General features: G+C 55.7%; 20 protein-coding genes and 4 pseudogenes. 15 read left to right on the top strand and 9 right to left on the bottom strand.

Translation table 11 applies throughout. From position 1 onward, the window contains the following. Nucleotides 1-238: 238 nt before the first annotated feature. Both RLO149_RS16050 and RLO149_RS24165 read left to right on the top strand, forming a co-directional pair. Nucleotides 239-685, top strand: a complete 447-nt coding sequence (locus tag RLO149_RS16050; RefSeq protein WP_013963151.1) for a DUF302 domain-containing protein — start codon at nucleotides 239-241, stop codon at nucleotides 683-685. Nucleotides 686-884: 199 nt separating this feature from the next. After that, nucleotides 885-1,511, top strand: a complete 627-nt coding sequence (locus RLO149_RS24165; RefSeq protein ID WP_013963150.1) for a thermonuclease family protein — start codon at nucleotides 885-887, stop codon at nucleotides 1,509-1,511. 96 nt (nucleotides 1,512-1,607) lie between these two features. On the opposite strand, the gene RLO149_RS16040 is transcribed toward RLO149_RS24165, so the two are convergent. Genes RLO149_RS16040 through RLO149_RS22935 form a run of 6 tightly spaced genes read right to left on the bottom strand, consistent with a single transcriptional unit; the run spans nucleotide 1,608 to nucleotide 6,541 of the window. Beyond that, nucleotides 1,608-1,988 (bottom strand): hydroxyisourate hydrolase, encoded by a 381-nt coding sequence (locus RLO149_RS16040; RefSeq protein ID WP_013963149.1) that lies wholly within the window; start codon nucleotides 1,986-1,988, stop codon nucleotides 1,608-1,610. Continuing rightward, a complete protein-coding gene (locus tag RLO149_RS16035; RefSeq protein ID WP_013963148.1) occupies nucleotides 1,985-2,893 on the bottom strand; it encodes a BMP family ABC transporter substrate-binding protein in 909 nt (302 codons plus the stop codon). The genes RLO149_RS16040 and RLO149_RS16035 overlap by 4 nt, the downstream gene beginning before the upstream one ends. Before the next feature lie 54 nt (nucleotides 2,894-2,947). After that, nucleotides 2,948-3,904 carry a Bug family tripartite tricarboxylate transporter substrate binding protein gene (locus RLO149_RS16030; protein ID WP_013963147.1) on the bottom strand — a complete coding sequence of 319 codons (957 nt, stop codon included), beginning with the start codon at nucleotides 3,902-3,904 and terminating at the stop codon, nucleotides 2,948-2,950. A 36-nt stretch (nucleotides 3,905-3,940) separates the two neighbouring features. Beyond that, entirely contained in the window at nucleotides 3,941-5,458 is a 1,518-nt protein-coding gene (locus tag RLO149_RS16025; protein WP_013963146.1) for a tripartite tricarboxylate transporter permease, read from the bottom strand. A gap of 1 nt (nucleotide 5,459) precedes the next feature. After that, the gene (locus RLO149_RS22940; protein ID WP_013963145.1) at nucleotides 5,460-5,948 is read right to left on the bottom strand and encodes a tripartite tricarboxylate transporter TctB family protein; all 489 of its coding nucleotides are present in this window, start codon (nucleotides 5,946-5,948) and stop codon (nucleotides 5,460-5,462) included. After that, nucleotides 5,945-6,541, bottom strand: coding sequence for a 2-oxo-4-hydroxy-4-carboxy-5-ureidoimidazoline decarboxylase (locus RLO149_RS22935; protein ID WP_013963144.1), 597 nt, complete (start codon nucleotides 6,539-6,541; stop codon nucleotides 5,945-5,947). The genes RLO149_RS22940 and RLO149_RS22935 overlap by 4 nt, the downstream gene beginning before the upstream one ends. 108 nt (nucleotides 6,542-6,649) lie before the next feature. Here RLO149_RS22935 and RLO149_RS16010 point away from each other — a divergent pair, with 108 nt between their 5' ends. The 11 genes and pseudogenes from RLO149_RS16010 to RLO149_RS15965 all read left to right on the top strand — a co-directional run. Beyond that, nucleotides 6,650-7,618, top strand: coding sequence for a LysR family transcriptional regulator (locus tag RLO149_RS16010; RefSeq protein ID WP_013963143.1), 969 nt, complete (start codon nucleotides 6,650-6,652; stop codon nucleotides 7,616-7,618). A gap of 323 nt (nucleotides 7,619-7,941) precedes the next feature. Further along, the gene (locus RLO149_RS16005; protein ID WP_013960549.1) at nucleotides 7,942-8,961 is read left to right on the top strand and encodes an IS110 family RNA-guided transposase; all 1,020 of its coding nucleotides are present in this window, start codon (nucleotides 7,942-7,944) and stop codon (nucleotides 8,959-8,961) included. Between the two features lie 376 nt (nucleotides 8,962-9,337). Beyond that, nucleotides 9,338-9,559, top strand: a complete 222-nt coding sequence (locus tag RLO149_RS23605) for a hypothetical protein (RefSeq protein ID WP_148264379.1) — start codon at nucleotides 9,338-9,340, stop codon at nucleotides 9,557-9,559. Continuing rightward, the gene (locus RLO149_RS16000; protein WP_013963140.1) at nucleotides 9,556-10,200 is read left to right on the top strand and encodes a TetR/AcrR family transcriptional regulator; all 645 of its coding nucleotides are present in this window, start codon (nucleotides 9,556-9,558) and stop codon (nucleotides 10,198-10,200) included. Before RLO149_RS23605 ends, RLO149_RS16000 begins: the two co-directional genes overlap by 4 nt. Nucleotides 10,201-10,375: 175 nt before the next feature. After that, a complete protein-coding gene (locus RLO149_RS15995) occupies nucleotides 10,376-11,230 on the top strand; it encodes an ABC transporter ATP-binding protein (RefSeq protein WP_013963139.1) in 855 nt (284 codons plus the stop codon). Nucleotides 11,231-11,239: 9 nt separating this feature from the next. Then, nucleotides 11,240-12,013 carry an ABC transporter permease gene (locus RLO149_RS15990; RefSeq protein WP_013963138.1) on the top strand — a complete coding sequence of 258 codons (774 nt, stop codon included), beginning with the start codon at nucleotides 11,240-11,242 and terminating at the stop codon, nucleotides 12,011-12,013. 42 nt (nucleotides 12,014-12,055) lie between these two features. Next, nucleotides 12,056-13,081, top strand: coding sequence for an ABC transporter substrate-binding protein (locus tag RLO149_RS15985; protein WP_013963137.1), 1,026 nt, complete (start codon nucleotides 12,056-12,058; stop codon nucleotides 13,079-13,081). Between the two features lie 68 nt (nucleotides 13,082-13,149). Continuing rightward, a complete protein-coding gene (locus RLO149_RS15980; RefSeq protein WP_013963136.1) occupies nucleotides 13,150-14,613 on the top strand; it encodes an amidohydrolase family protein in 1,464 nt (487 codons plus the stop codon). 14 nt (nucleotides 14,614-14,627) lie between these two features. Continuing rightward, on the top strand, nucleotides 14,628-15,053 hold the full coding sequence (locus RLO149_RS15975; RefSeq protein WP_013963135.1) for a nuclear transport factor 2-like protein: 426 nt from the start codon (nucleotides 14,628-14,630) through the stop codon (nucleotides 15,051-15,053). Then, nucleotides 15,050-15,931: a polysaccharide deacetylase family protein gene (locus tag RLO149_RS15970; protein ID WP_013963134.1), complete on the top strand. Its 882-nt coding sequence runs from the start codon at nucleotides 15,050-15,052 to the stop codon at nucleotides 15,929-15,931. The genes RLO149_RS15975 and RLO149_RS15970 overlap by 4 nt, the downstream gene beginning before the upstream one ends. 266 nt (nucleotides 15,932-16,197) lie before the next feature. Continuing rightward, nucleotides 16,198-17,046 (top strand): annotated as a pseudogene (locus RLO149_RS15965) (IS5 family transposase); the annotation flags it as partial. Between the two features lie 227 nt (nucleotides 17,047-17,273). On the opposite strand, the pseudogene RLO149_RS15960 reads toward RLO149_RS15965, so the two are convergent. Continuing rightward, nucleotides 17,274-17,483: pseudogene (locus RLO149_RS15960) on the bottom strand (transposase domain-containing protein); the annotation flags it as partial. A 303-nt stretch (nucleotides 17,484-17,786) separates the two neighbouring features. Between RLO149_RS15960 and RLO149_RS23810 the strand changes: the two are divergent. Then, nucleotides 17,787-17,951 (top strand): hypothetical protein, encoded by a 165-nt coding sequence (locus RLO149_RS23810; RefSeq protein WP_158308131.1) that lies wholly within the window; start codon nucleotides 17,787-17,789, stop codon nucleotides 17,949-17,951. Further along, entirely contained in the window at nucleotides 17,941-20,028 is a 2,088-nt protein-coding gene (locus tag RLO149_RS15955; protein WP_013963133.1) for a recombinase family protein, read from the top strand. Before RLO149_RS23810 ends, RLO149_RS15955 begins: the two co-directional genes overlap by 11 nt. Here RLO149_RS15955 and tnpC read toward each other — a convergent pair. Together tnpC and tnpB are read right to left on the bottom strand one after the other, a co-directional pair. Next, nucleotides 20,014-21,385 (bottom strand): annotated as a pseudogene (gene tnpC, locus RLO149_RS15950) (IS66 family transposase); the annotation flags it as partial. The gene RLO149_RS15955 and the pseudogene tnpC overlap by 15 nt on opposite strands. Nucleotides 21,386-21,487: 102 nt before the next feature. Further along, a pseudogene (gene tnpB / locus RLO149_RS24010) lies at nucleotides 21,488-21,673 on the bottom strand (IS66 family insertion sequence element accessory protein TnpB); the annotation flags it as partial. Between the last annotated feature and the right edge of the window lie 53 nt (nucleotides 21,674-21,726).

The following is a 21,726-nucleotide window of genomic DNA, read 5'->3' as shown; positions in this document are numbered from 1 at the left end:
TGTGACGGTTAAGGAAGATCAAAACGCGCAGGCTTTGCCGCTCAATCGCAACCGGGCTTTCAGAATGCATAAGTTGAAAGGACGCTTTATCGAGCGCAAAAGAACCAAAACACCAGACTTGGGCGTTATTTCGGCTCAGGGCACATTCCTCCAAAAATCCTCCAGAATCCGCAGTTCGTGAAGCCTAGACGTTACCCAGACCAAAACTGATCGGACATCGAACGCTCAGGAGACAACCATGAAATCACTGATCACACTAGCATTTATCGCAGCGACATCCGCAGGGACTGCCATGGCAGAACGCATCAATGTGGCAAGCAACGCCAACGTCGCAAATTCGGTGCAGCGGTTGAAAGACGCCGTTGAAACCGCAGGCGCGCAGGTATTCAACACGATTGACTTTGCTGCTGGCAATGCCGCGGTCGGCAAAGATCTGCGCCCCACAACAGTCGTGATCTTCGGCAGTCCCAAAATCGGGGCGAGCGCTTGGCAAACAGGTCAAACCATGGCCCTGAACCTGCCACTGCGGATCTTGTTCTATGAAGATGTCAACGGTCAAACCTGGGCGACTTATGACGACCCAACAGCTGTCGCACCGTCCCATGGCCTCGCCGCAGATCACCCGGCGGTTTTGGCGATGAAGGGCGCGTTGGAATTATTTTCGGCTGCTGTAACCGGCGAATAGCAGCGTGTAAAATGGTGAAGCTTTCTCGCTTCACCATACCGGCCACTCGACAGCGCTGCAGCTGACCTATCCATTGCAGGACGAGCGGCAAGCCGGGAAGCACCTTACAAATACAACCTTTTGGCAGATCGATGATGTTATCGATTAGCCCCTTTGCAATCCGTTTGCCCTGAGGGGCACCGCCTCGTACAGTTCAGCCATGTTGAGATTTCTTTTAAGAGCGCTGTTCAAGCCGACCTACCGGCCCAATGCCAAACCAAACAGGAAACCTGTTGGAAAAACGCTTGCCCATAAGGCAGGTCGCAGCATCACCGGTTTTTCCGCGCAACCCAAAACGCCACAGTCTTTTGCGCCAGAAAGGGGCGAGGCGTTTGATGCAGAGAGCGCACAATCAGTCACGCTGCCACGCGTGCTGGAAGGGCCAGCTTACGTTACAGACGGTGACACAATTACGATCCAAAAGACCCAAGTGCGCCTTTACGGGATAGACGCGCCGGAACTCAATCACCCTTATGGCAAGAAGGCCAAGTGGGCCATGGTGCGTCTGTGTAAGGGTCATAGGATACGCGCCGAAATTACTGATGAAGACGACTATGGCCGCACAGTTGCAAAGTGCTTCCTGCCCGATGGGCGTGATCTATCCGAGGAATTGGTCAAGCAAGGACTGGCTATTGACTGGCCAAAGTTCTCAGGTGGTAAATACAGCAATCTTGAGGTCGCAGGCATCCGCAAGAAGCTTTGGCTTGCCGACGCACGCCAAAAAGGCCGCATGTATGTTTGGGAAAAGTTTGACGCGCGAAAGAATGGTGAAAGCAAGGAAAAGTGACGAACCGGCCCATTCCGGTCGTTGACGCGTCATCGGTCGTGCTGCAGTTTCAGTCCGCATGGCTGCCCTTTGCTGCAACCGTAGAGCCAGAGAATATCATGGGCCCCCTCGGAACAGGGAAAAGCCCCAAGGCGTGAATTTGAAGGGCAGGTGAAAATGCTCGCTCACCCGTTCGACGCCAAAGCGGAACACGGCATCCTCAACGAACGCAGGGTCAGGTACTTCTGTGCCGCTCTGGCGGTAGTAGTTTCCAACTCCCAATGTTACTTCATACATCCCACGAATGACGCCCGCGCCCTCGGTCACTGGATGGATGAAGTGGCCGTTTGCGGCGCAGGCACCGCCAGCAATCTCGACAGGATCGGGGTCGAGACGCATGAGCCGCACCGACAGGCCATAGGCTGGAATGCCCCGCGAAACATCAACAGCATGGATGGATATACCGCCCGCCGCAGCTTTCAGGGTAGTTTTTGTCATGTTTCCAACTCGAATTCGGGTCCCTCATAGACCGTGTCCACGTCAAGTTGCCCGTTTGATATCAATCCGGCAGTCGTAACTACTTCTTCTCGAACGGCCTCGGGAACGTCGGGCGCGCAGGTCAGCTCAACCGCGCCTTGCGCCAGTCCGAGGTACTCGATCTGGTCGGGGCATCGCCCGGCCAGCATATGCGTCACGGCGCGCTCGACACCCAGATCGATCCGGGCCACGGCGGATGCGACGAAAACCGCCGCGTCTACGGCGCACCAATCCGTGGCGTTGCCGATTTGGCGCATCCCGTTAGCCCGGCAAGCCTCGATCGCGCCGTCCCGTGCGCCATTGAGCATGGTAAAGAGAATGTCGGCTCCGGAATCTGCGATGGCACCGGCCCATATCTGCGTGGTCTCATTGCAGTCTTGCGTGTCGCAGAAGCCGGTGACCAACCGGATGGTTTCATCCACATGGCGCAGACCCGACGCAAAAGCAGCGCGCCCTTTGAGACCCGGAGCCACGCGATGACCCGAAAGGTGGCCAACGACCCCGCTTTCAGTCAGCCTCGCCGCTGCCACACCGGCCAGAAACGCCGATTGCTCTTGTAGCACATCATAACTGGCGAGGTTGGCGCCAATGACGTTGCCCTGCACGACCGCAAATCTGCGATCAGGATAGGACGCCGCAACCTGCGGCGTGACACTGTTGCCCTGTCCGCCGATGAACAAGACGCCATCCGCGCGGGCGGTCGCGGCCTCCAACGCCTCTATCATTGCGTCCGGGTGGTAGGACACGCCACTGATGATCTCTATCTCCGCCGTGCCTGTTGCCTGCATCCGCTTGACACCTTCAAGAGCGCACTGATTGAAGCCGCGATCATGCACTTCGCCGACAAACAGGACGGCAATCTTCACAGGCTTTGTCTCTGTAGGTGCGGTGCGCCAAGGACGCACCGCGATGCATCGAGGTCAGCCATTGACCTTTGCAGCCTTGATGAGCGGTTCCCATGTCGTGATGGTGCCTTGTACGAAAGTGGTGAACTCTTCCGTGTCCATAGGTATATGGGCGATGCCGAACTGTGCCAGTTGCGCGATGACGGCCTCAAGCTGCATGATCTCTGCCACCGTTTCATTAATCGTTTTCACCATCGCGGGATCCATGCCCGCCGGGCCTGACAACCCCGTCCAGTTCTCAATCACGATGTCGTGGCCGAGTTCACGGAAAGTCGGAATTTCAGGAAAGATCGGCGAACGTTCAGGGGCGGCAAGTGCGATAGGCTGCGTTTCGCCTTCGGTGATCAAATCCCGGTTGAGCGCGACCATATCGTAATAGGCCTCGAGCACCCCAGCGCGAAAATCTTGGATAGCAGGCGCGCTGCCTTGATAGGGTACGTGAATTTGTTCGATGCCAAGCTCAACGTCCACAGCCTTGCCGAGGATATGCGTGATAGAGCCGACGCCTGACGAGCCATAGGTGATGCCGTCGCCCTTGGCTGTGTCAATATACTGCTCAATGGTCGTGATTCCGGAGGACGGCTGCACGAACAATGCGGGCGTCGATGCGCCGAGATAGGCGATATGGGTGAAATCGCCCATCGGATCATAGGGGAGGTTTTCGAACTGTGTCGGTGCGATGGTAAATGGCGCGTTATTGCCAAGGATCAGGGTCGTGCCATCCGCATCCTGCTCGGCCACGAAATCGGCCGCGACCGTGCCACCAGCACCCGGCCGGTTGTCTACAACCGCCTTTTGTCCGTATTCGCTTTCGAAATACTTTGCGAGAACGCGGGCAATCAGGTCACTGGTTCCCCCCGGCGGGAAGGTGACGACAATGCGAACGGGCTCGTCCGTCCATTTGCCGGGCTCTGCGTGTAACGGAGCAGCAAGGAGAAGCGTGGCGGCGCTAAGTGCGAGTAAATGTTTCATGGTTTATGTATTTCCTTGTCTGGAAGTTGGATTGAATTACGGCTCCGATGCGATCTGCGCTTTATTTTGCGCACGCCGCTGTTTCACGGACGAATAGATCGCGTAGGTAAGAAGCAGGACAGTGATCGCAATCAGCGTGCCGCTGATAGGACGGGTTAGGAAGACTGTTGCGTCGCCGCGCGACAACAGCATGGCGCGGCGCAACTGTTCTTCCATCATCGGACCCAGCACAAAACCGATTAGGAAAGGTGCGGGCTCAAACCGGAACAGGCGCATCAGATAGCCGACCCAGCCGAACGCAAGCGTCAACCATACATCAAAGACGTTGTTGTTGATCGAGTAGACGCCAACACAGATCAGGACGATAATCGTGGGATACATGTAGCGGTATGGTATCTTGAGCAGCCGCACCCAAAGCCCAATGAGCGGGATGTTTAGAATAAGAAGCAACACGTTCCCAATTAGGAAGCTTGCGACCAGCCCCCAGAAGAGGTCGGCATGCTCCACCAGCAGCCGAGGTCCCGGAACGATACCGTACATCATCAGGGCCCCGATCACGAGCGCCATCGAGGCACTCCCCGGCACGCCGAGGGTCAGCGTGGGAATGAAGGCGGTCTGCGTGGCCGAGTTGTTCGCCGCCTCTGGAACGGCGACACCTTCGATTGCACCCTTGCCGAAATTCGCGCGATTTGGCGAGATCTTCTTTTCGACTGCATAGGCAACGGCGGATGCGACGGTCTGGCCTGTGCCCGGCAGCGCGCCAAAAAAGCTGCCGATGCCGGAACCGCGCATGATTGGCGCAAAGATGGCTTTCCACTCCTGTTGGGTGGGGTAGAATTGGGAATAGTCGATTTCGTTCTGGTGCGCGCCAGTAGCATTGGCGCGGATCGACACGATCAGTTCACCCACGCCGAAGAGGCCCATAGCAACGATCACCAGATGCACACCATCGCGCATTTCGGGAATTCCCATGGTAAAGCGTTCCGCACCGGTCGTAATATCCACGCCGACAGTGCCAAGCATCAGGCCCACAACAACCATCGCTATGCCCTTCAGCGGGTTCCCGTTCGATACCGCGGAGGCCGCCACAAGGCCCAGAAGGATGACCGCGAAATACTCTGTCGGGCCGAAGTTCAACGCAAGTTCCGCGAGACTTGGCGCAAGTACCGCCATGACGATCATTCCCATGATTCCGCCGCCAAAGGACGCGATAGCGCTCGCGAAAAGCGCCACACCTGCCCGCCCCTCGCGGGCCATTGGGTAGCCGTCGATGCAGGTAATCGAAGAGGACGGCGTGCCTGGTATGTTCATCAGGATCGAGGCAATTGAGCCACCATATTCTGCCCCATAATAAACGCCTGCGATCATCACCAGCGCTGACGTTGGTTCAAGGTAGAACGTCAAAGGCAGGATCATCGAAATTGCGGCAAGCGAGCCGATGCCAGGCAAAACACCGATAAAAGTTCCCAAAAACACGCCAATGAAACAGTAGAGCAGGTTTTCCGGCTGAAGCGCGACGAGCAATCCGTTCCCAAATCCGGTCAGAATCTCCATCTTAAAGGCCCATAAACGCGTCGAACGGCAAGCCAATCAGACCGATGAATAACGCCCAGCATACCAGCGACACGCCAGCGCCCAGTGCAAGCTTTCCAACCAACCGCAGCGACGGGTCCGGAAGGCTAGCGGTAATGGTTGTCAGAAACACGCCGGGCACCAAACCGATCCGGCCAACTGTGAGGGCGAAAACCGCCAATGCCGCGCCAATCGCTGCGAACGATATCCAATCGGGTGGTTCCGCGTCCGATGTGTCGCGCAGGTCAGCGGCGATGATGGCGAGAGACAGCACCGCAAGCGTGAAACCGGTGATGACCGGGAACGCGCCGGTGCCGAGACGGCGCAAGGACCCGATACCTAGCTCAAACCCGCCAACGATGAACACCATGCTCAAAGCCAGAAGCCCGGCCCCCCCGAGGGCTCCGACATATGTAAGAGACGGACGGGCGGTCTGATCCTTTCGACGCAAGCGCAATAGAAGGTCCTTCATGGTCCAGATCCTCTTGTGCTTGCTACCGATGTGAAGGTGGTTTCAGGCGCCCCATTAGTCGTGGGCATTGCGCCCGCCAGCTTGGCGAGCCGGGCCCGCATGACCGAAACGACCTCTCCCAGTGCGCAGGTCAATTCTTCATCCGGGTCGGCCGCAAGCCTGTGTTCGAATTGAGCAATCACGGCGGAAATGTCGGTTTGTGCGTGTAGCGCGATAACGAAAGGATACCCGTGATGCCGCAGGTACCGTCGGTTGAGCTCCGATAGTCGCTCTGACAGCTGAAGATCGGGCCGAAGCAATCGAAGCCGACCCTGCTCATTTTGCGATGCCTGTGTTATGTTGGCTGGGTCGGATGGCGACAACTCAGGATGCGCACACAGCAACAGCACGGCTTCATCGTGAGACAAATGGCTCACTTCGGTGGCAAGCCAGGCGGCCAGATGGTCGGCGTCGCGAAACGGTCGCGCCGCTGCCGCGCGATGGGCAAGCCAGGGCGAACGCTCGACGACCCTATCCATCATGGCGGCGGCTTGACTGTCTGTCGCCCTGTTCAAAGCGCTAATCGAAAAAGAGAGTGGCGCGGTGTCCGGCATGTGGTTCTCCGAGTGATCCCGCAGATACTAGCCTCGCTTAGCCATTGCCATCTATTGCAAAAGAATCCATGCTGCATACGCAAAAAGGCAACGCTCTAGGGAGATAGGATGCCGCTTCACCTTCTGCCGAGAAGCCTAAATTATCTCGAAACTGTCGCCCGGGTCGGGTCCATTCAGGCCGCCTCACGGGCACTTGGTATCGCCGCCTCGGCAATCGACCGACAAATCATCGCTTTGGAGGAGCTATGCCAAACTCCTCTTTTTGAAAGGCACGCACGTGGTATGCGGCTCACCTCTGCGGGCGAAACGGCAGTGCTGATGGCACGGCGTTGGCGCGCGGATGAGGCCCGTCTCGAAGAAGACTTGCGCACCATGCGCGGAGAGCAATTCGGCACTGTGCGTCTGGGCGCTATGGACAGCCTCGCAAATTCGGTTCTTCCGGATTTGATAGAGACGTTTGCAGAGCGTTATTCGCGCATCAGGTTCTCCGTTGACATCATGACCCCAAAAGAAGTCGCGCACGAACTCGAAATCGGAAGCATCGATCTTGCCTTGGCCTTCAATCTGCCGACAGACAAGTCTCGGCACGTTCTCTGGTCCGCGCCCTTGCCCCTTGGTTGCGTGGTCGGGGTGGGTCATCCGCTTTGGGGAGCTGAGCGAACCACCCTGAGCGAAGCCGCGAAGCACCCACTCGCTGTTCAAAGCCGCGCCTTGCCGGTGCGCGGATATCTCGACGAACGCTACGGCTGGCTGTTCGATCAAGCCGAACCCACACTGGTGACGAATTCCTTACAGTTTTTAAAACAAGCGCTGATCGGTGGCTCGTATCTTGCGATTACGTCGCAACTTGACACCCTGCGAGAACTAGAAGAAGGCAGCTTATTCTTTGTACCGTTAGCGGATAAGAATTTGCGACCCCAGACGATCAGCGTCGTTGTCGATGCCAGACGATCCTTGTCCCGTGCCGCGCGGTTGGTTGGCGAGGCGCTGTCTGAAATGCTGCCGGCAAGTTTGTTGCGGGTCAGCCTGTCAAAGAAACGCGATCCACCCACACCCATTCGTGTTCTCAAAACCTGATCCTGTTTGCTACTTCTCGGGCTTTTGTGCACCGGGGGCCATGGTCGCTATATTTTCTCGACAGAACCTTGCTCTTTTTCATTCGCTGATGACCTGAGAGATCAACGACATCTTAGAAACGGACAATAACTCTGTATACATGCACCTTCCAATATCGAGGTAACCGGTCAGACACGAGTAGCCCTTAGCAGACGACCAGCTGCTACACACGATGCTGTACTGCAGTTTGCCCGCCCCGGTTGGTGTGGATAGCTCCTGCTCCACCCGGCGTCGCAATGCGCCATACTGCAGTTGTCTATCACTGCTATGAAAGGAGCTACCCAATGCAAGTTACAACAATCGGTATCGATCTGGCCAAACATGTTTTTCAGGTTCACGGAATTACTGAGGATGGGGAGGTTGTCTTCAATCGAGCGATCCGGCGCGCACAACTCATGCAGTTCTTCATCAATCTGGAGCCCTGTTTGATCGGCATGGAGGCATGCGGGTCCAGCCACTATTGGGCGCGAGAACTGACCAAGCTTGGGCACGATGTTCGCTTGATCCCAGCCAATTATGTGAAGCCCTATGTCAAACGCGGCAAATCTGACGCGAATGATGCCGAAGCTATATGTGAAGCGGTGACACGCCCGACGATGCGGTTTGTTGCGCCCAAATCCGAGGAACAGCAGGCCGTCTTGTTCCTGCATTGTGCGCGCGATTTGATCGTCAGGCAACGAACACAACTCAGCAACATGCTTCGCAGTTTGCTCGCCGAGTTTGGTGTCATCATTCCACAAGGAACCGGAGCCGCAGTCAAATACGCCAAAGGTGTTCTGGAGGGAGAAAAGCCCGCCCTTCCGCAAATCGCAATTGATGTTCTGAAACAACTTAGCCACCAACTTGTCGCTATGCATCTCCGGTTCCGCTGGTACGAGATGCGCATGCGACTTCATTCGAAACTGGACAAACGCGTTATGCTGTTGCGCACGATCCCAGGCGTTGGCCCTGTGACCGCGTCCGCCATTGTTGCCACTATCGGCGACGCAAAACAGTTTAAGAATGGTCGACAATTTGCAGCGTGGCTGGGGCTCACACCTCTGAACATGTCGAGTGGCGGAAAAGAACGATTAGGACGGATCACAAAAATGGGTGACCGATACATTCGGCGTCTTTTGGTGACCGGGATGACAGCGAGATTGCGGCAAATGAAAGTGAATCCTGACCGCGTCGATCCATGGGCTATCGGCCTTCTTGAGCGCAAACCTGCTCGACTGGCGACCGTTGCAATGGCAAACAAGACTGCTCGAATTGTCTGGGCGGTGTTAACCAAGAACGAATACTACCGGCCTCACACAGCCTAACAAAAGGAACACCCGAGACAGCAAGACCTACGAAATGATGGCGCACAGTCAGCCCGCCAACCAAGACACCCCGTCGAATGTCCAGGACACATTGTTGTTCGATAAGCCGTTTGGGACTTGGTCGCGGAAACCATCAGGGCCGGCGGCTACGAGTGCCGCGCAAACAGGCCGGACACACGTCTGCTTCTGACCAGTGCGAAATTACTTCAAATATGTCTTGCTATGCAGGAGCTATCCACACAGGGCATTCATGCAGACCGCAGAACTTTCTTGAGCCAAATGATCGAAATGCGGAGTTTTCTGATCTGGGTATCAGCAAATGAACTGGCTGCCTTTTGGATGATCTAGAATACTAAATCTGATGGCAGGTAACTTCTTGGATAATCCGACCGTTTCCAGTCGGCCCAATGCCTATCGTGGCCTTTCAAAAATGAGTTTTGAAGACTTGGTTTCGGTCGAAATATTTTCCGCACTTGTTTACTCTGCGGCGCATGAAACACAGGCGATATCGAGCCGATGGTTGTATCAAGGTGCAAGTCATCCGGAACAGGCCACCAGGGTTGACAAGATGTCACCTACTGGTAGCGCTGAAATATGAAAAATACCCTTGCCAGATCCAAGCCCATTCGCACGCGTGATCCAGAGCGCACCAAAGCCCAAATCCTTGAGGCGGCATTGAATGAATTTGTATCGCATGGATACAATGGCGCAAAGGTCCATCAGATAGCGAAAAGCGCAGGGTGTAACGCGCGGCTTATCTACCATTATTTCGACAATAAAGAGCGCCTTTACGAGGCAGCACTGCGCAGCATTTATTCCGAGATCCGCAAGCGCGAGGTCGCTCTGCATCTGGATACCCTGCCACCTGAACAGGCAATCATGCGACTGACCGAGACAACGTTTGATTTCTTTGAAAACAATACGGCCTTCCTGTCCATTATCCGCAGCGAGAACCTTCTCGGGGGGCGCTTTATCGCCCAGATACCGGAAATCCAGCAGATGTCGGCACCGTTCTTAGACAATATTTCCGATGTGCTGAAGCGCGGCCATGCCGAGGGTGTGTTTCGGGCAGAAATTGATGCTTTGCAACTTTACGTCAGCATTGTCGCTTTAAGTGCGCACCACATTAATGCCAGCCACACATTGTCAGCCACCTTCGGGCTCAATGTGTCTGGAAGTGACTGGCGACGTGACCGCCGTCAGCATGTTTTGGACATGGTTAACAGCGCCGTCAGATAAGCGACGCGTTGCCTTGTCTCACGTTTGGGTCATGCGGCGGTATACCTCTGCATATGTATAATCCTTGCTCGGAGTACATGAAAACAGCCCAATAAGTAGGCAGACCCGAAATAATTCAATTTTCATTTACTTAACTGCTTCCCACTTCAGTCCTTGCCGCTGCTAGCTCTCTGGCATGAACATGACAGCTAGCATACCCGCAGTCGCCGCGCAGCAGGCCAAGCCTGCCAGCGCTCATCCTCGACCGGCGTTGGAACTGGATAACGCCTCTGTTGTTTTCGGCAGTGGAGAAAAAGCAGTCACCGCCCTGTCGCCCACGAAGCTGAAGATGGAAAAAGGCGATTTTCTCGCTCTTGTCGGCCCTTCCGGTTGCGGCAAGTCCACGATCCTTAAGCTTGTGAGCAACCTTATCCAGCCAAGTGCGGGTCTGGTTCTGGTCGGCGGTAAAGAGGCGAAGGCCAAAGAGTTGCGTATCGGTATGGCATTTCAAAACCCAACCATGCTTCCATGGCTCACGATTGAGCAGAACATTATGATGCCGCTTAAGATAGTTGAGCCGTTCAAACACAGTTATCGCAAAGATAAGACCGGCGCGTTCCGTGACCGTGTGCATGATCTGCTTGGGCAAGTGGGTTTGAAGGATTTCGCCAGCCACTTTCCGTGGCAGCTGTCAGGCGGGATGTTGCAACGATCGAATCTATGCCGGTCCTTGATCCACGAGCCTGATCTTCTGCTGCTCGATGAACCCTTCGGGGCGCTTGACCAGTTCACCCGCGAAGAACTGTGGCAAATCATGCAAAAACTGTATCTCGACCGCAAGCCGACCGTTCTTTTGGTCACCCATGACCTGCGCGAAGCCGGATACCTTGCTAACCGCATCTGCGTGATGAGCGCGCGTCCGGGGCGTATCATCTCGGATGAACCTGTAGACATCCCGATGCCCCGCGATATTGGCATGATCTACAGCCCGGAATTTGTCGAAATGACCCAAGGACTGCGCGAACTTATCGCGCAAGTTCGCAGCACATAAGGCCGCGCCATGACTGATAAACAACGCATTCGGGTACTCTCGACGTCGCTAATCATCGGGTTTTTCCTGACATGGGAGGTGCTATGCATCGTCCTGAACGTGTCGGACCTCGTTCTGCCGCGGCCATCTGAAATTCTGGTCACGATGTGGACCCGCTTTCCTGTGCTCTGGCCACATATCCTGCAAACGCTCTATTCTACGCTGATCGGGTTCTCGCTTGGGGTTATGATCGGCGTTACCTTGGGAGTGATTGTAGGCACATCTAAAGTGGCTTATGCGGTTGCCTATCCATTGCTGGTCGGGTTTTCCTCAATTCCCAAAGTGGCAGTTGTGCCGATCTTTGTTCTTTGGTTCGGCTCGGGCACAACGCCTGCAATCCTGACCGCGATGGTGATCTGCGTCTTCCCAATCGTCGTGAATATCGCCACAGGCCTTGCCACTACAGAGCCCGAGCTTGAGGACGTTCTCAAAACGCTTGGCGCGTCAAAATCTGAGATCCTTTGGAATGTCGGTCTGCCACGCGCAATGCCTTACTTCTTTGCCTCTTTGAAGGTGGCAATCACGCTGGCTTTCGTCGGTGCGGTTCTATCGGAAACGGTCGCGTCCAACATGGGCATCGGCAACGTGATGATGACGGCCTCTTCGAACTTCCAAGTCTCGCTTGTTTTTGCTGGATTGATCATCCTCGCCCTGATGGGTGTTGCCCTTTACGCGCTCTTCTCATGGCTTGAAGCGCGCGTGACCGGCTGGGCCACGCGCGGCAATGACATTGCCATTACCTAATTATCCGTCTCTCTCCTCCATCCAATCGAAAAGGACCTTCCCATGAAACACTCTCTGTTCGGTGCAGCCCTCACACTCATGGTCGGAGCCGTTCCCGCCCTTGCAGATATGACCGATATCCGCTTCACGCTGGGCTGGAAAACCCAAGGGTCCGACGCGCCGTTTCTTCTGGCGCTGAATAAAGGCTACTTTGAAGACGAAGGCCTGAACGTCACCATCGACCAAGGCGAGGGATCGGCTGCGACCGTGACGCGCATCATGGGCGGGGCTTACGATGCAGGTTTTGGCGACATTAATGCCATCATCCAAAACGCAGCCGCCCGCCCCGGTGAAGCGCCTGTCATGGTGTACCAGCTGTGGAACCGCCCTCCATTCGCGATTGTAACGCCAAAGACGGCAGGCATCGAAACGCCCGCTGATTTTGAGGGCAAGACACTCGGTGGTGCACAGGGTACGCCGACAACCCGCTTATTCCCAGTCTTTGCGGAACTGAACGGCATCGACCTCGAATTGGTATCGCAGGAAAGTATGGCGCCGAACCTGCAAGAGCCGATGATGATCCGTGGTGATATCGACGGTGCATTCGTCTTTACTTCGACAAGCTGGTTCAACCTGATCGCGAACCGCCAAGACCCTGCCAACGACTACAACTGGTTCAACTTCGAAGACTACGGCATGGACCTGTATTCTAACGGCATGATGGTGTCGCGCAAACTGATGGCTGAAAATCCCGAAGCGGTGGCCGGTCTGGTACGCGCGGTGAACAAGGCCACAATGGAAGTGGCTGCTAATCAAGACAGCTCGGTCGAGGCGATTATGGCTTTTGATAACCTTATTAACCCTGAGCTTGAACTTGCTCGCCTTGAGTTCGCGCTGACAAACCTGATGAACGCGCCTGAAGTGACTGAAATCGGCATGGGTGATCTGGTGGACGAACGACTGACGCGGTCGATCGAAATTGTCGCCAAAGGCTATGACCTTGATCGACTGCCCGAAGCGTCCGAAATCTTTGACCGCTCATTCCTGCCGCCCGTGGACGCGCGCGCCTTCGAAGTGACGCTGAACTAAGTAATCGAATATACATGCGCCAAGGCTCTTGCTTTGGCGCATGTTCTTCGTCTGGAAACCGTGGGCACATGACCAAAACTCTGATCCGGGGCGCTCAAGTTTTTGTTGAAAACGACAATTTTGCTGAAGTATCACTTCTCATCGACAAAGATCAGATCGCGGCGATCCTGCCCAAGAGTGAAACCGTCGCTGATGCAAAGCCTTTTGATGCCACCGGACGCATCATCATTCCCGGCCTTGTTAACGGGCACACCCATTCGCACGGCGCATTGGCGCGTGGAGGTGTTCCAGACGATGCGATCCTTGAAACATTCCTAGCAGGTTCGGCTTGGCTGAACCTTGACCGCAGCCACGACGATCTGGCCTTATGTGCGCAGCTCTCTGCGGTAGAGTTGATCCGCAAAGGCTGCACCAGTTGTTTCGATCTTTTCATCGAACTGCCCGGACCAACGGTTGAGGGCACATATGCGGTCGCACATGCCTATCATGATGTGGGTCTACGCGCAGTTGTGGCACCGATGATCGCGGATCAGACGATTTATCAAGCCCTGCCTGGACTGCTGGATACCTTTGAGGGCCCATTAAGAGAGGCCGTCGCAGCCATAACGCTGCCTGATTGGCGCAGCACATTGGCCGTATGCGATCAGGCACTAAGAAACTGGCCCGTGCCTACGGGTCGTGTGCGCCCAGGGCTTGGTCCAACCATCCCGCTGCATTGTTCGGACGCCTTCCTGCAAGCCTGCGCCCATCTGTCCGACGACATCTCTATGCCGCTCCAGACCCATTTGGCAGAAACGCGGCTGCAACAGGTCATGGCACAACGCAAGTTTGGCACATCACTCGGCGAACATCTGTCCGAACTTGGCGTCCTATCGCCCCGGTTCAGCGGTGCGCACGGCGTCTGGCTATCTGAAGCAGAAATGACGTTGCTGGCCGCGGCCGAGGCAGGCATTTCGCACAATCCGATGAGCAATCTCCGGCTCGGCTCTGGGATCGCCCCTCTGCGCAGGCTTGCAGATGCCGGTGTCGCGATGGGAATCGGCACCGATGCAAGTAATACATCCGACGGCCAGAACATGTTCGAGGCAATGCGCCTTGCCACCACGCTGAGCCGTGTAAACACATCTGACAGCGAACAATGGGTGCGCACAACAGAGGCCTTTGACATGGCGACGCGTGGCAGCGCACGTCTGCTGGGGTTCGACAGCGTGGGCCAGATTGCGCTAGGTTGGGCTGCGGATTTGGTATTCCTCGATCAAAGCTATTGTCACTACACACCGCAGCGCACGACACTGGACCAGATCGTCATGGCAGAAACAGGGGCCGCCGTACGCGAGGTGATGATTGCGGGGCAAATGGTATTTTCTGACGACCGGATCCTGACCTTGGACGAAGCGGCTCTGCGCCAACGCGCTTTGGTGGCGGCAGATCGCATAACCCACGCCAACGTCGGGGCCCGTACGATGAATGCCGCCGCTGCCGAAGTGGTCAAAGGCTTTTGCCAGCGCCATTGCACAGCTCACCTTCCGTAATGAAAGAGGATATTATGGACCAGAAAACCGACCCCGCCATCGCCGCGAAAATGATTGTCGAAGCTTATCTCGAACGTTCAATGGTGCCTGACCCAGTGGGTGCGCGCGCCTATGTGTCGGATGATTTTGATATCACCTTTACCGGTGGCCGTAAATTCACCGGGCCGGACCAGACGGCCGCCTTCAACGCTAAGCGTTATAAGTGGGTGAAGAAGAAGTTTCTGCGCACCGATGCCGCCCATGATCCGGCAACGGGGGACGTTCATGTTTACAATACGGGCTATCTCTACGGCGAATGGCTTGATGGCACGACGTTCGATACCAATCGCTATATGGACAGCTTTGTTGTCCGCAACGGTCAGATCGTAAGCACCAATGTTTGGAACGACAGCGCAGAAATACTGCTTGAAAAGGCAGGCTTGTCCGAGGCTCCGTTATGATCAAATTAAAGAGCCACGACCGATATGATTACACCGCGATCACAGCCAGATCTGATTACTCATGGCCCGGCGGCAAACGATTGGCCGTCTATATCGGTCTGAACCTTGAACACTTTGCCTTCGGTGAAGGGTTGGGTGCAGAACTTGCACCCGGCGGGCCACAACCCGATATTCTGAACTATGCATGGCGCGATTATGGCAACCGCGTTGGCGCATGGCGGATGCTCGAAATGTTCGACGCAATGAACCTGCCCGCGAGCGTCCTGGCTAATTCTGCGATGTATGATTACGCACCTGACCTTATGGCGGCATTCAGCGCGCGTGGCGATGAAATTGTCGGCCATGGCCGTACCAATTCGGAGCGTCAAAGCGCCCTGTCCCCTGCGGACGAAGAAGCCCTGATCGTTGAAGCGACAGAGGTTCTGACCAAGGCCGAAGAAAAAGCCCCAAAAGGTTGGCTCTCGCCCTGGATTGCGGAAAGTCCTGTCACGCCTGATTTGTTGAAAAAGACAGGTTATGACTATACCTTGAACTGGTGCATGGACGATCAACCCATCTGGATGAGAACCGCGCACGGACCGCTTCTTTCCATCCCATATCCGCAAGAAGCCAACGACATCCCCTCCATTGTTGCCCGTAAAGACGGTGCTGCGGCGTTTGCCGATATTCTGATCGACACCTTCGACGAGATGCTGGAGCAATCGAAATCGGAACCCTTGGTGATGGGCATTGCTTTGCATCCTTATCTTGTCGGCCAACCCTACCGCCTGCGTCACCTACGCCGCGCTTTGACCCATATTTGCCGATGCCGCGATGACATCTGGATAACCCAAGCGGGTTCGATCTATGATGTATTCCCCAAAAAAGTTGATGCGTAATACGCTAACCGATTGAGCGCTGCGTAGCGACCTTCTTTAGTGTCCGTCGTCATAGATTTTGGGTCAGAGGGGCGTTGTTACATGGGTCTCAAGTCCACTGATATCGGGTGCGGTCTGTCTTCTTGAGGATGCTGCAAATGCAGTACAATTTTAACGCTGATCGTCGCGCCAGAATCCCGAAGCAAAGGCGTTCTATGACCAACGGTGCCGATTACAATGAGAGCCTGCGGCGGCGTGGCGATCTGACTGTTTAGCTCAGCGAGGATGTACTTGCGGTGTGGCCGGTTCCACGACGCACGACACCTGATGGCCAGCCTGTGTATTCTGATTACGCGATTGAAATGTGGCTAACGTTGCGGATGGTGTTCAGGCAGGCGCTTCGGCAAACGCAAGGGTTGATGCGCTCTATTTCCAAGCGGATGAGGCTTGATACCACGGTGCCGCATTTCACGATCATGTCACGCAGAGGCAATGGGCTGAGCTTGGCCCCCAAAACTGCATCCGAGACCACCAAACCCGTTCAACTGTTTGTGGATAGCACCGGGCTCCAGATCTTTGGCGAGGGTGAATGGCTTGAGGAAAAGCACACAACAAAGAGTAAACGACGTGCTTGGCGCAATCTGCACCTTGGTCTTGAACTTGTGAGCGGAGAGATCGTTTGCTCTGAATTGACCGCGGATGACATTGGCGACCCCAATCTCCTGCCGGGCCTGCTGGATCAGATCGGTGGCCCTTTTGAGAAGTTTCTTGCTGATGGTGCTTACGATGGCGAGCCAACGGTCAGGGCTCTGACCGAGCACTTCGGCCCGTTGATCGAAGTCACCATCCCAACACCCAAGAACGCGGTTGTAAGCGTCGTCGTCGCGCAAAAGCCGAGGATTCGGGACCAGCACATTACCGAAATCGAAGCGCACTGTCGGATGGCTTGGCAGAAGTCATCCGGCTACAATCAGCACAGTCGCATCAAGACGCAGATCGGCCGTTGGAAGGCTGTCATCGGGCACAAGCTCAAGGCGCGCACCCTCAAAAATCATCAAACAGAAGCCAAAATTTGCGTCCGTTTCCTTAACCGGATGACTGAACTTGGCCGCCCTAAGTTCGAACGCAACGCCTGAAATCCGTCTCGGGTAGGGCGCGTTCCGACCTCTTTTTGCTCCATGCAACAACGTCGGTCGAAGGTGGCTTGGGATGCTTCTTTCTATTTGCGGGCTTGAAGCTGACACCTTCTGGGACCCAATAGTGCATTCCCCAAATCCGACTTTCGGACGAGTACAGCATTTCGGAAGACTGGGCTCTCAGCCGCCATTGACACCCTGTTCCTCTAACGACCGCTATGGGTTCATCAGCCTTTGAAATTCCACGATAGCAGCAGATCGATGTGTTTTTGCTTGTGGCCGTTGACGATGGCAGTGAGGACGCCGGTGAGATAGCGGTGCGGTTCGACGTGGTTCAATTTGCAGGTCTCAATGAGTGATGCGATGACAGCCCAGTTTTGCGCGCCGGCGTCATGGCCTGCAAAGAGCGCGTTCTTGCGCTGAAGGGCCAGTTTCCGTTTATTCTGCCCATGTCGGGTCAGTTTATCGCGTGCAGTATAGGTGGCACGCATATTTTGGTGCCAATGTAAAAGTCTATAGGTCCTATCGGCGCGGCGATGGGACGTATGTGGGGATTGAACGAGATCCGGGCGTTGCTGTCATGGCTCCGGCCTGGGTTCTGGATGCTACAGTTTGCGGGCTGATGACATTGGGATCACCGGAGGTGTCGGTGGCCGGATTGCTGGATTTGTCCTCAATTCTGACATTGCAAGGTTTTCGGCGAAGCTTTGATGAGAGCGACTCATCGAAGGAAGCCGAACATGACCACCCTCAGAACAACCAATCTGGCGCAACTGCCTCTTCCATTTCATCCGCCAGTGACTGCCCCGATGAACGAGCAGGAGCGAGAGATGCTGAGGCAGGCTCTTGCACAATTGCTTCTGGAAGCGGCCAGCCTGACACAGGAGGGATCAAATGATGGGTAACAATGACCTCACACCTATCGCAATATTGCCGCCTGCGTTGTTGCAGCGCCGGGCTATAGTCTATGTCCGGCAATCGACACAAAGCCAGGTCATGACCAATCTTGAGAGCCAACGGCGGCAATACGACCTGGTGTCTTCTGCACGCCAGTACGGTTTCCAAGCGGTAGATGTCATCGACGATGATCTCGGGATATCCGCGAGTGGAAGCGCTGTCCGACCGGGATTCGAACGTTTGGTTGCGGCTCTCTGTTCTGGCGAAGTTGGTGCAGTGTTTTGCTTAGAAGTCTCTCGATTGGCCCGCAACGGACGGGACTGGCACCATGTTCTTGAGATCTGTGGCATGGTTGAGGCACGCGTTGTGGATCACGATGGCGTTTATGATCCTCGCCTCCCGAACGACCGACTTCTGTTAGGCATGAAGGGCAGCATCAGCGAGTTTGAACTGGGGATACTGCGAACGCGGATGCTGGACGCTGCCCGTGCGAAGGCCAGGCGTGGCGAACTGCGCTACACCCCACCGATTGGCTATCTTTGGGACCGAGATGCCGGGATCATGTTTGATCCAGACGTGCGGATTCAGGAGGTGATACGCGGGATATTCACTCGTTTTGAAGAACTTGGCAGCGCCAGACAGGTCCTGTTGTCGATGGCTGATCAGGGTATCCATTTTCCACGGCCATCGGACGGTATCCGGCTGACATCTTTTGAGTGGCAGCCAATCCGGTATCGCAATGTCATCAGCATTCTCAAAAATACGTTCTACGCAGGCGTTTATGCTTATGGTAAAACTGGGAAGAAGACGGAGATCAGGGACGGCCGCGCCCATGTCAGCTACAAAAATCACAAATCGCCCGAGGATTGGGAGGTGGTTCTCCACGACCACCACGCTGCCTATATCGAGTTGGGGGCGTATGAACGCAATCAGGCGCAACTCGCGCGCAATGCGTTTGGCAAGGCCGGTGGGACAAAGTCGGCCCGCGGTGGTCGAGCTTTGCTCGCCGGGCTCATGTCCTGTGCCAAATGTGGGAGACGGCTGCACGTTGTCTATGCGGGCCGAACACACCGTCCTGTCTATCGGTGTGACAATCCCAACCTGCTTTTGGGCCAAAAGCGGTGCTTCACATTCGGTGGTGCGCGCGCAGAGACCCTCATTGTTAGCGCCGTTTTGCAAGCCGTTGCCCCGCTGGCCATTGAGGCAGCGCTACAGGCGCAAATCTACATGAGCAATGCAGAGGAAGATCGACGCCAGCTGTTGGAGCTGGAACTGAAGCAAGCGGAATATGACGCCACGCTTGCAGAACGTCGATATGCGGCGTGTGACCCGGAGAACCGCCTGATAGCCGCGACGCTGGAGAAACGCTGGGAGGAAGCTCTCTCGCGGGTCCAAGCCTTCAAGGAACGCATGGCGAGCTCTCCAGACGCGCACGAGACCTTTGATCCAAGCGCATTGAACGGATTGGCGCAGGATCTAAAAGCCGCATGGGAGGCACCTACGGTGAGCATGCGTGCTCGCCAGCAACTGCTCCGGACCTTGATCGAGGACATCGTCGCCGATGTGGATGACACAAGCCGTGAGATTGTGCTGGTCGTCCACTGGAAAGGCGGGCGACACACGGAATTGCGGGTCAAAAAACCAAAGACTGGCGAGCATGGTGCAAAAACCAGCGAGGAGGCCTTAGCGATCATCCGCGAGATGGCAGGGCGATGGTCAGATGGATCCATTGCGGCCTCGCTGAACCGCATGGGCATCCGCACCGGTCAGGACAAAACATGGAATGCAAAGCGCGTGTCCTCCATAAGGCGCGTGAACAACATCCGCGGCTACCTCTCCGCTGACAAGGATAGCCCGTGGCGCACCATGTCTGAGGCCGCAAAAGAGCTCGGTGTGACCAATCACGTGATCCGACGGCTGATCAAGGACGCAATTCTGCCTGCAAAACAGGTTGTCGATGGCGCGCCTTACCAAATCAGGACCGAAGACCTACAATCTGGTCAGGTAATACAAGCACTACGCCGCAAAAAGCGCCCGTGTCGCAGACAAAGCGACCAGCAGCTTTCAATGTTTACAAGCACTTAAAAAGGGGGTGCATAATGACCAACCATTCGCGATGGGGCGGATGGTGCGCTCGACGGCGTTGCTGCCCATCTCGATCCGGCCATCAGTCAGGAACAAGATCAAGCCGTCCCAGTATTTGGCGATATACTTCAGGGCTTCACCCGTTGGGGATTTGGCAGAGACCTGCGAACGTGAGCTATCGAGCCATTCTTTGAACGCTGCAATCTTCGGTGCGGATCGGTCTTGCCGGATGGCCTGGCGTTCTTCGGCTGTCAGCCCGCGGGCTTTGCTCTCTATCCGATAAAGCGCCGCAATCTGCCTGAGACCCTCCTCAGCAATGGGCGCGACATTGTTCTCGGTCAGCTCATAGAGCTTCCGTCGCGCGTGCGCCCAGCAGTAGGCCAGTTGGATTGGTTCATTGTCCCGTGGATCCAGCACGCGGTTGTATCCGGCATAGCCGTCGACGTGCAGGATGTCCTCAAAGCCCTGCAAGAAATCAACTGCATGTTGGCCGGACCATCCCGGCGTATAAGTGAAGACTACACCCGGCGGTTCCGGTCCATTCCAAGCGTGGTCATCGCGGGCCAGCGCCCAGAAATACCGCTTCTTGGTTTTGCCACGTCCCGGATCACGAACCGGCGCGGGCGTCTCGTCCATGAACAGTTTGCCGGATGTCTTGAGGTGCGCCAGCAGCGCTGCGTGGATTGGTCTGAGTTCATAGGCTGCTTTGCCAGCCCAGAGAGCCAATGTGGACCGGTCGAAATCAACGCCTTGGCGCGCATATATCTGGCTTTGACGATAAAGCGGAAGATGATCCGCATGTTTTGATACCAGTACACTGGCCACAGTTGCCTTTGTCGGCATCCCGCCTTCGATCAGGCGCAGGTTTGCTGGTGTTTGCACAATGCCGGTCTCACATGATCGACACGCATACTTCGGACGGCGTGTGACAATCACGCGGAACTGGGCGGGTACGATATCCAACCGTTCGCTCACATCCTCGCTAATGATGTGGCGGGTGGTGCCGTCACCGCAGGTCAGCTCATCCGGTTCAATGATCTCTTCGACACGCGGCAGGTGTTTTGGCAATACGCCACATCCTACGCGACGATTTGGCTTTGTTTGCTTTGGCGGATCAATCGCCGCATCTTCCGCGTGGACCTCAGCTATGGCCGCCTCGATATCTTCCAATGCGAGATGAATTTGATCAGGGTGCACCTTCTCGAACTTCGCGCCAAACATCGCACGCTCAAAGTCGGTGACCAGCTGCTCAAGACGATCAATGTGCACAATCTTTGCGGGCATCACGCGCACCAGCAGCGATCAAAAGAGCCTGCAAAGTGGCTACATCAGTAGGAAGATCAGCGGCAATATTCATGGTGTCCAGCTATAAAAGTTGACACCAATCCACCTGTATAAAACGCCACCCGAGTCATTCTGCCGCAGCTGGTGGACGGGTCTCCAGTGCGGTGACGCGCCGTCAGTCTAGCCCCGCAAAAAGTGCCTCGAACTGTGCCGGATCAAGCCGTAAAACACCGTCCCGGATGGCAGGCCACTTGAAGGCATTTTGTTCGAGCCGTTTGTAAGCCATGACGAGACCGGTGCCGTCCCACCAGATCATCTTAAGCCGATCGGCACGTTTGGCGCGGAATACATAGACCGCACCATCAAACGGCTTCTATTGCAGATGGCTCTGCACTAACGCCGCAAGCCCATCAT

Source organism: Roseobacter litoralis Och 149, assembly GCF_000154785.2.
Taxonomy (GTDB): domain Bacteria; phylum Pseudomonadota; class Alphaproteobacteria; order Rhodobacterales; family Rhodobacteraceae; genus Roseobacter; species Roseobacter litoralis.
Note: the sequence above shows the minus strand (reverse complement) of the source record. Positions and strands in the feature narration are given on the sequence as shown.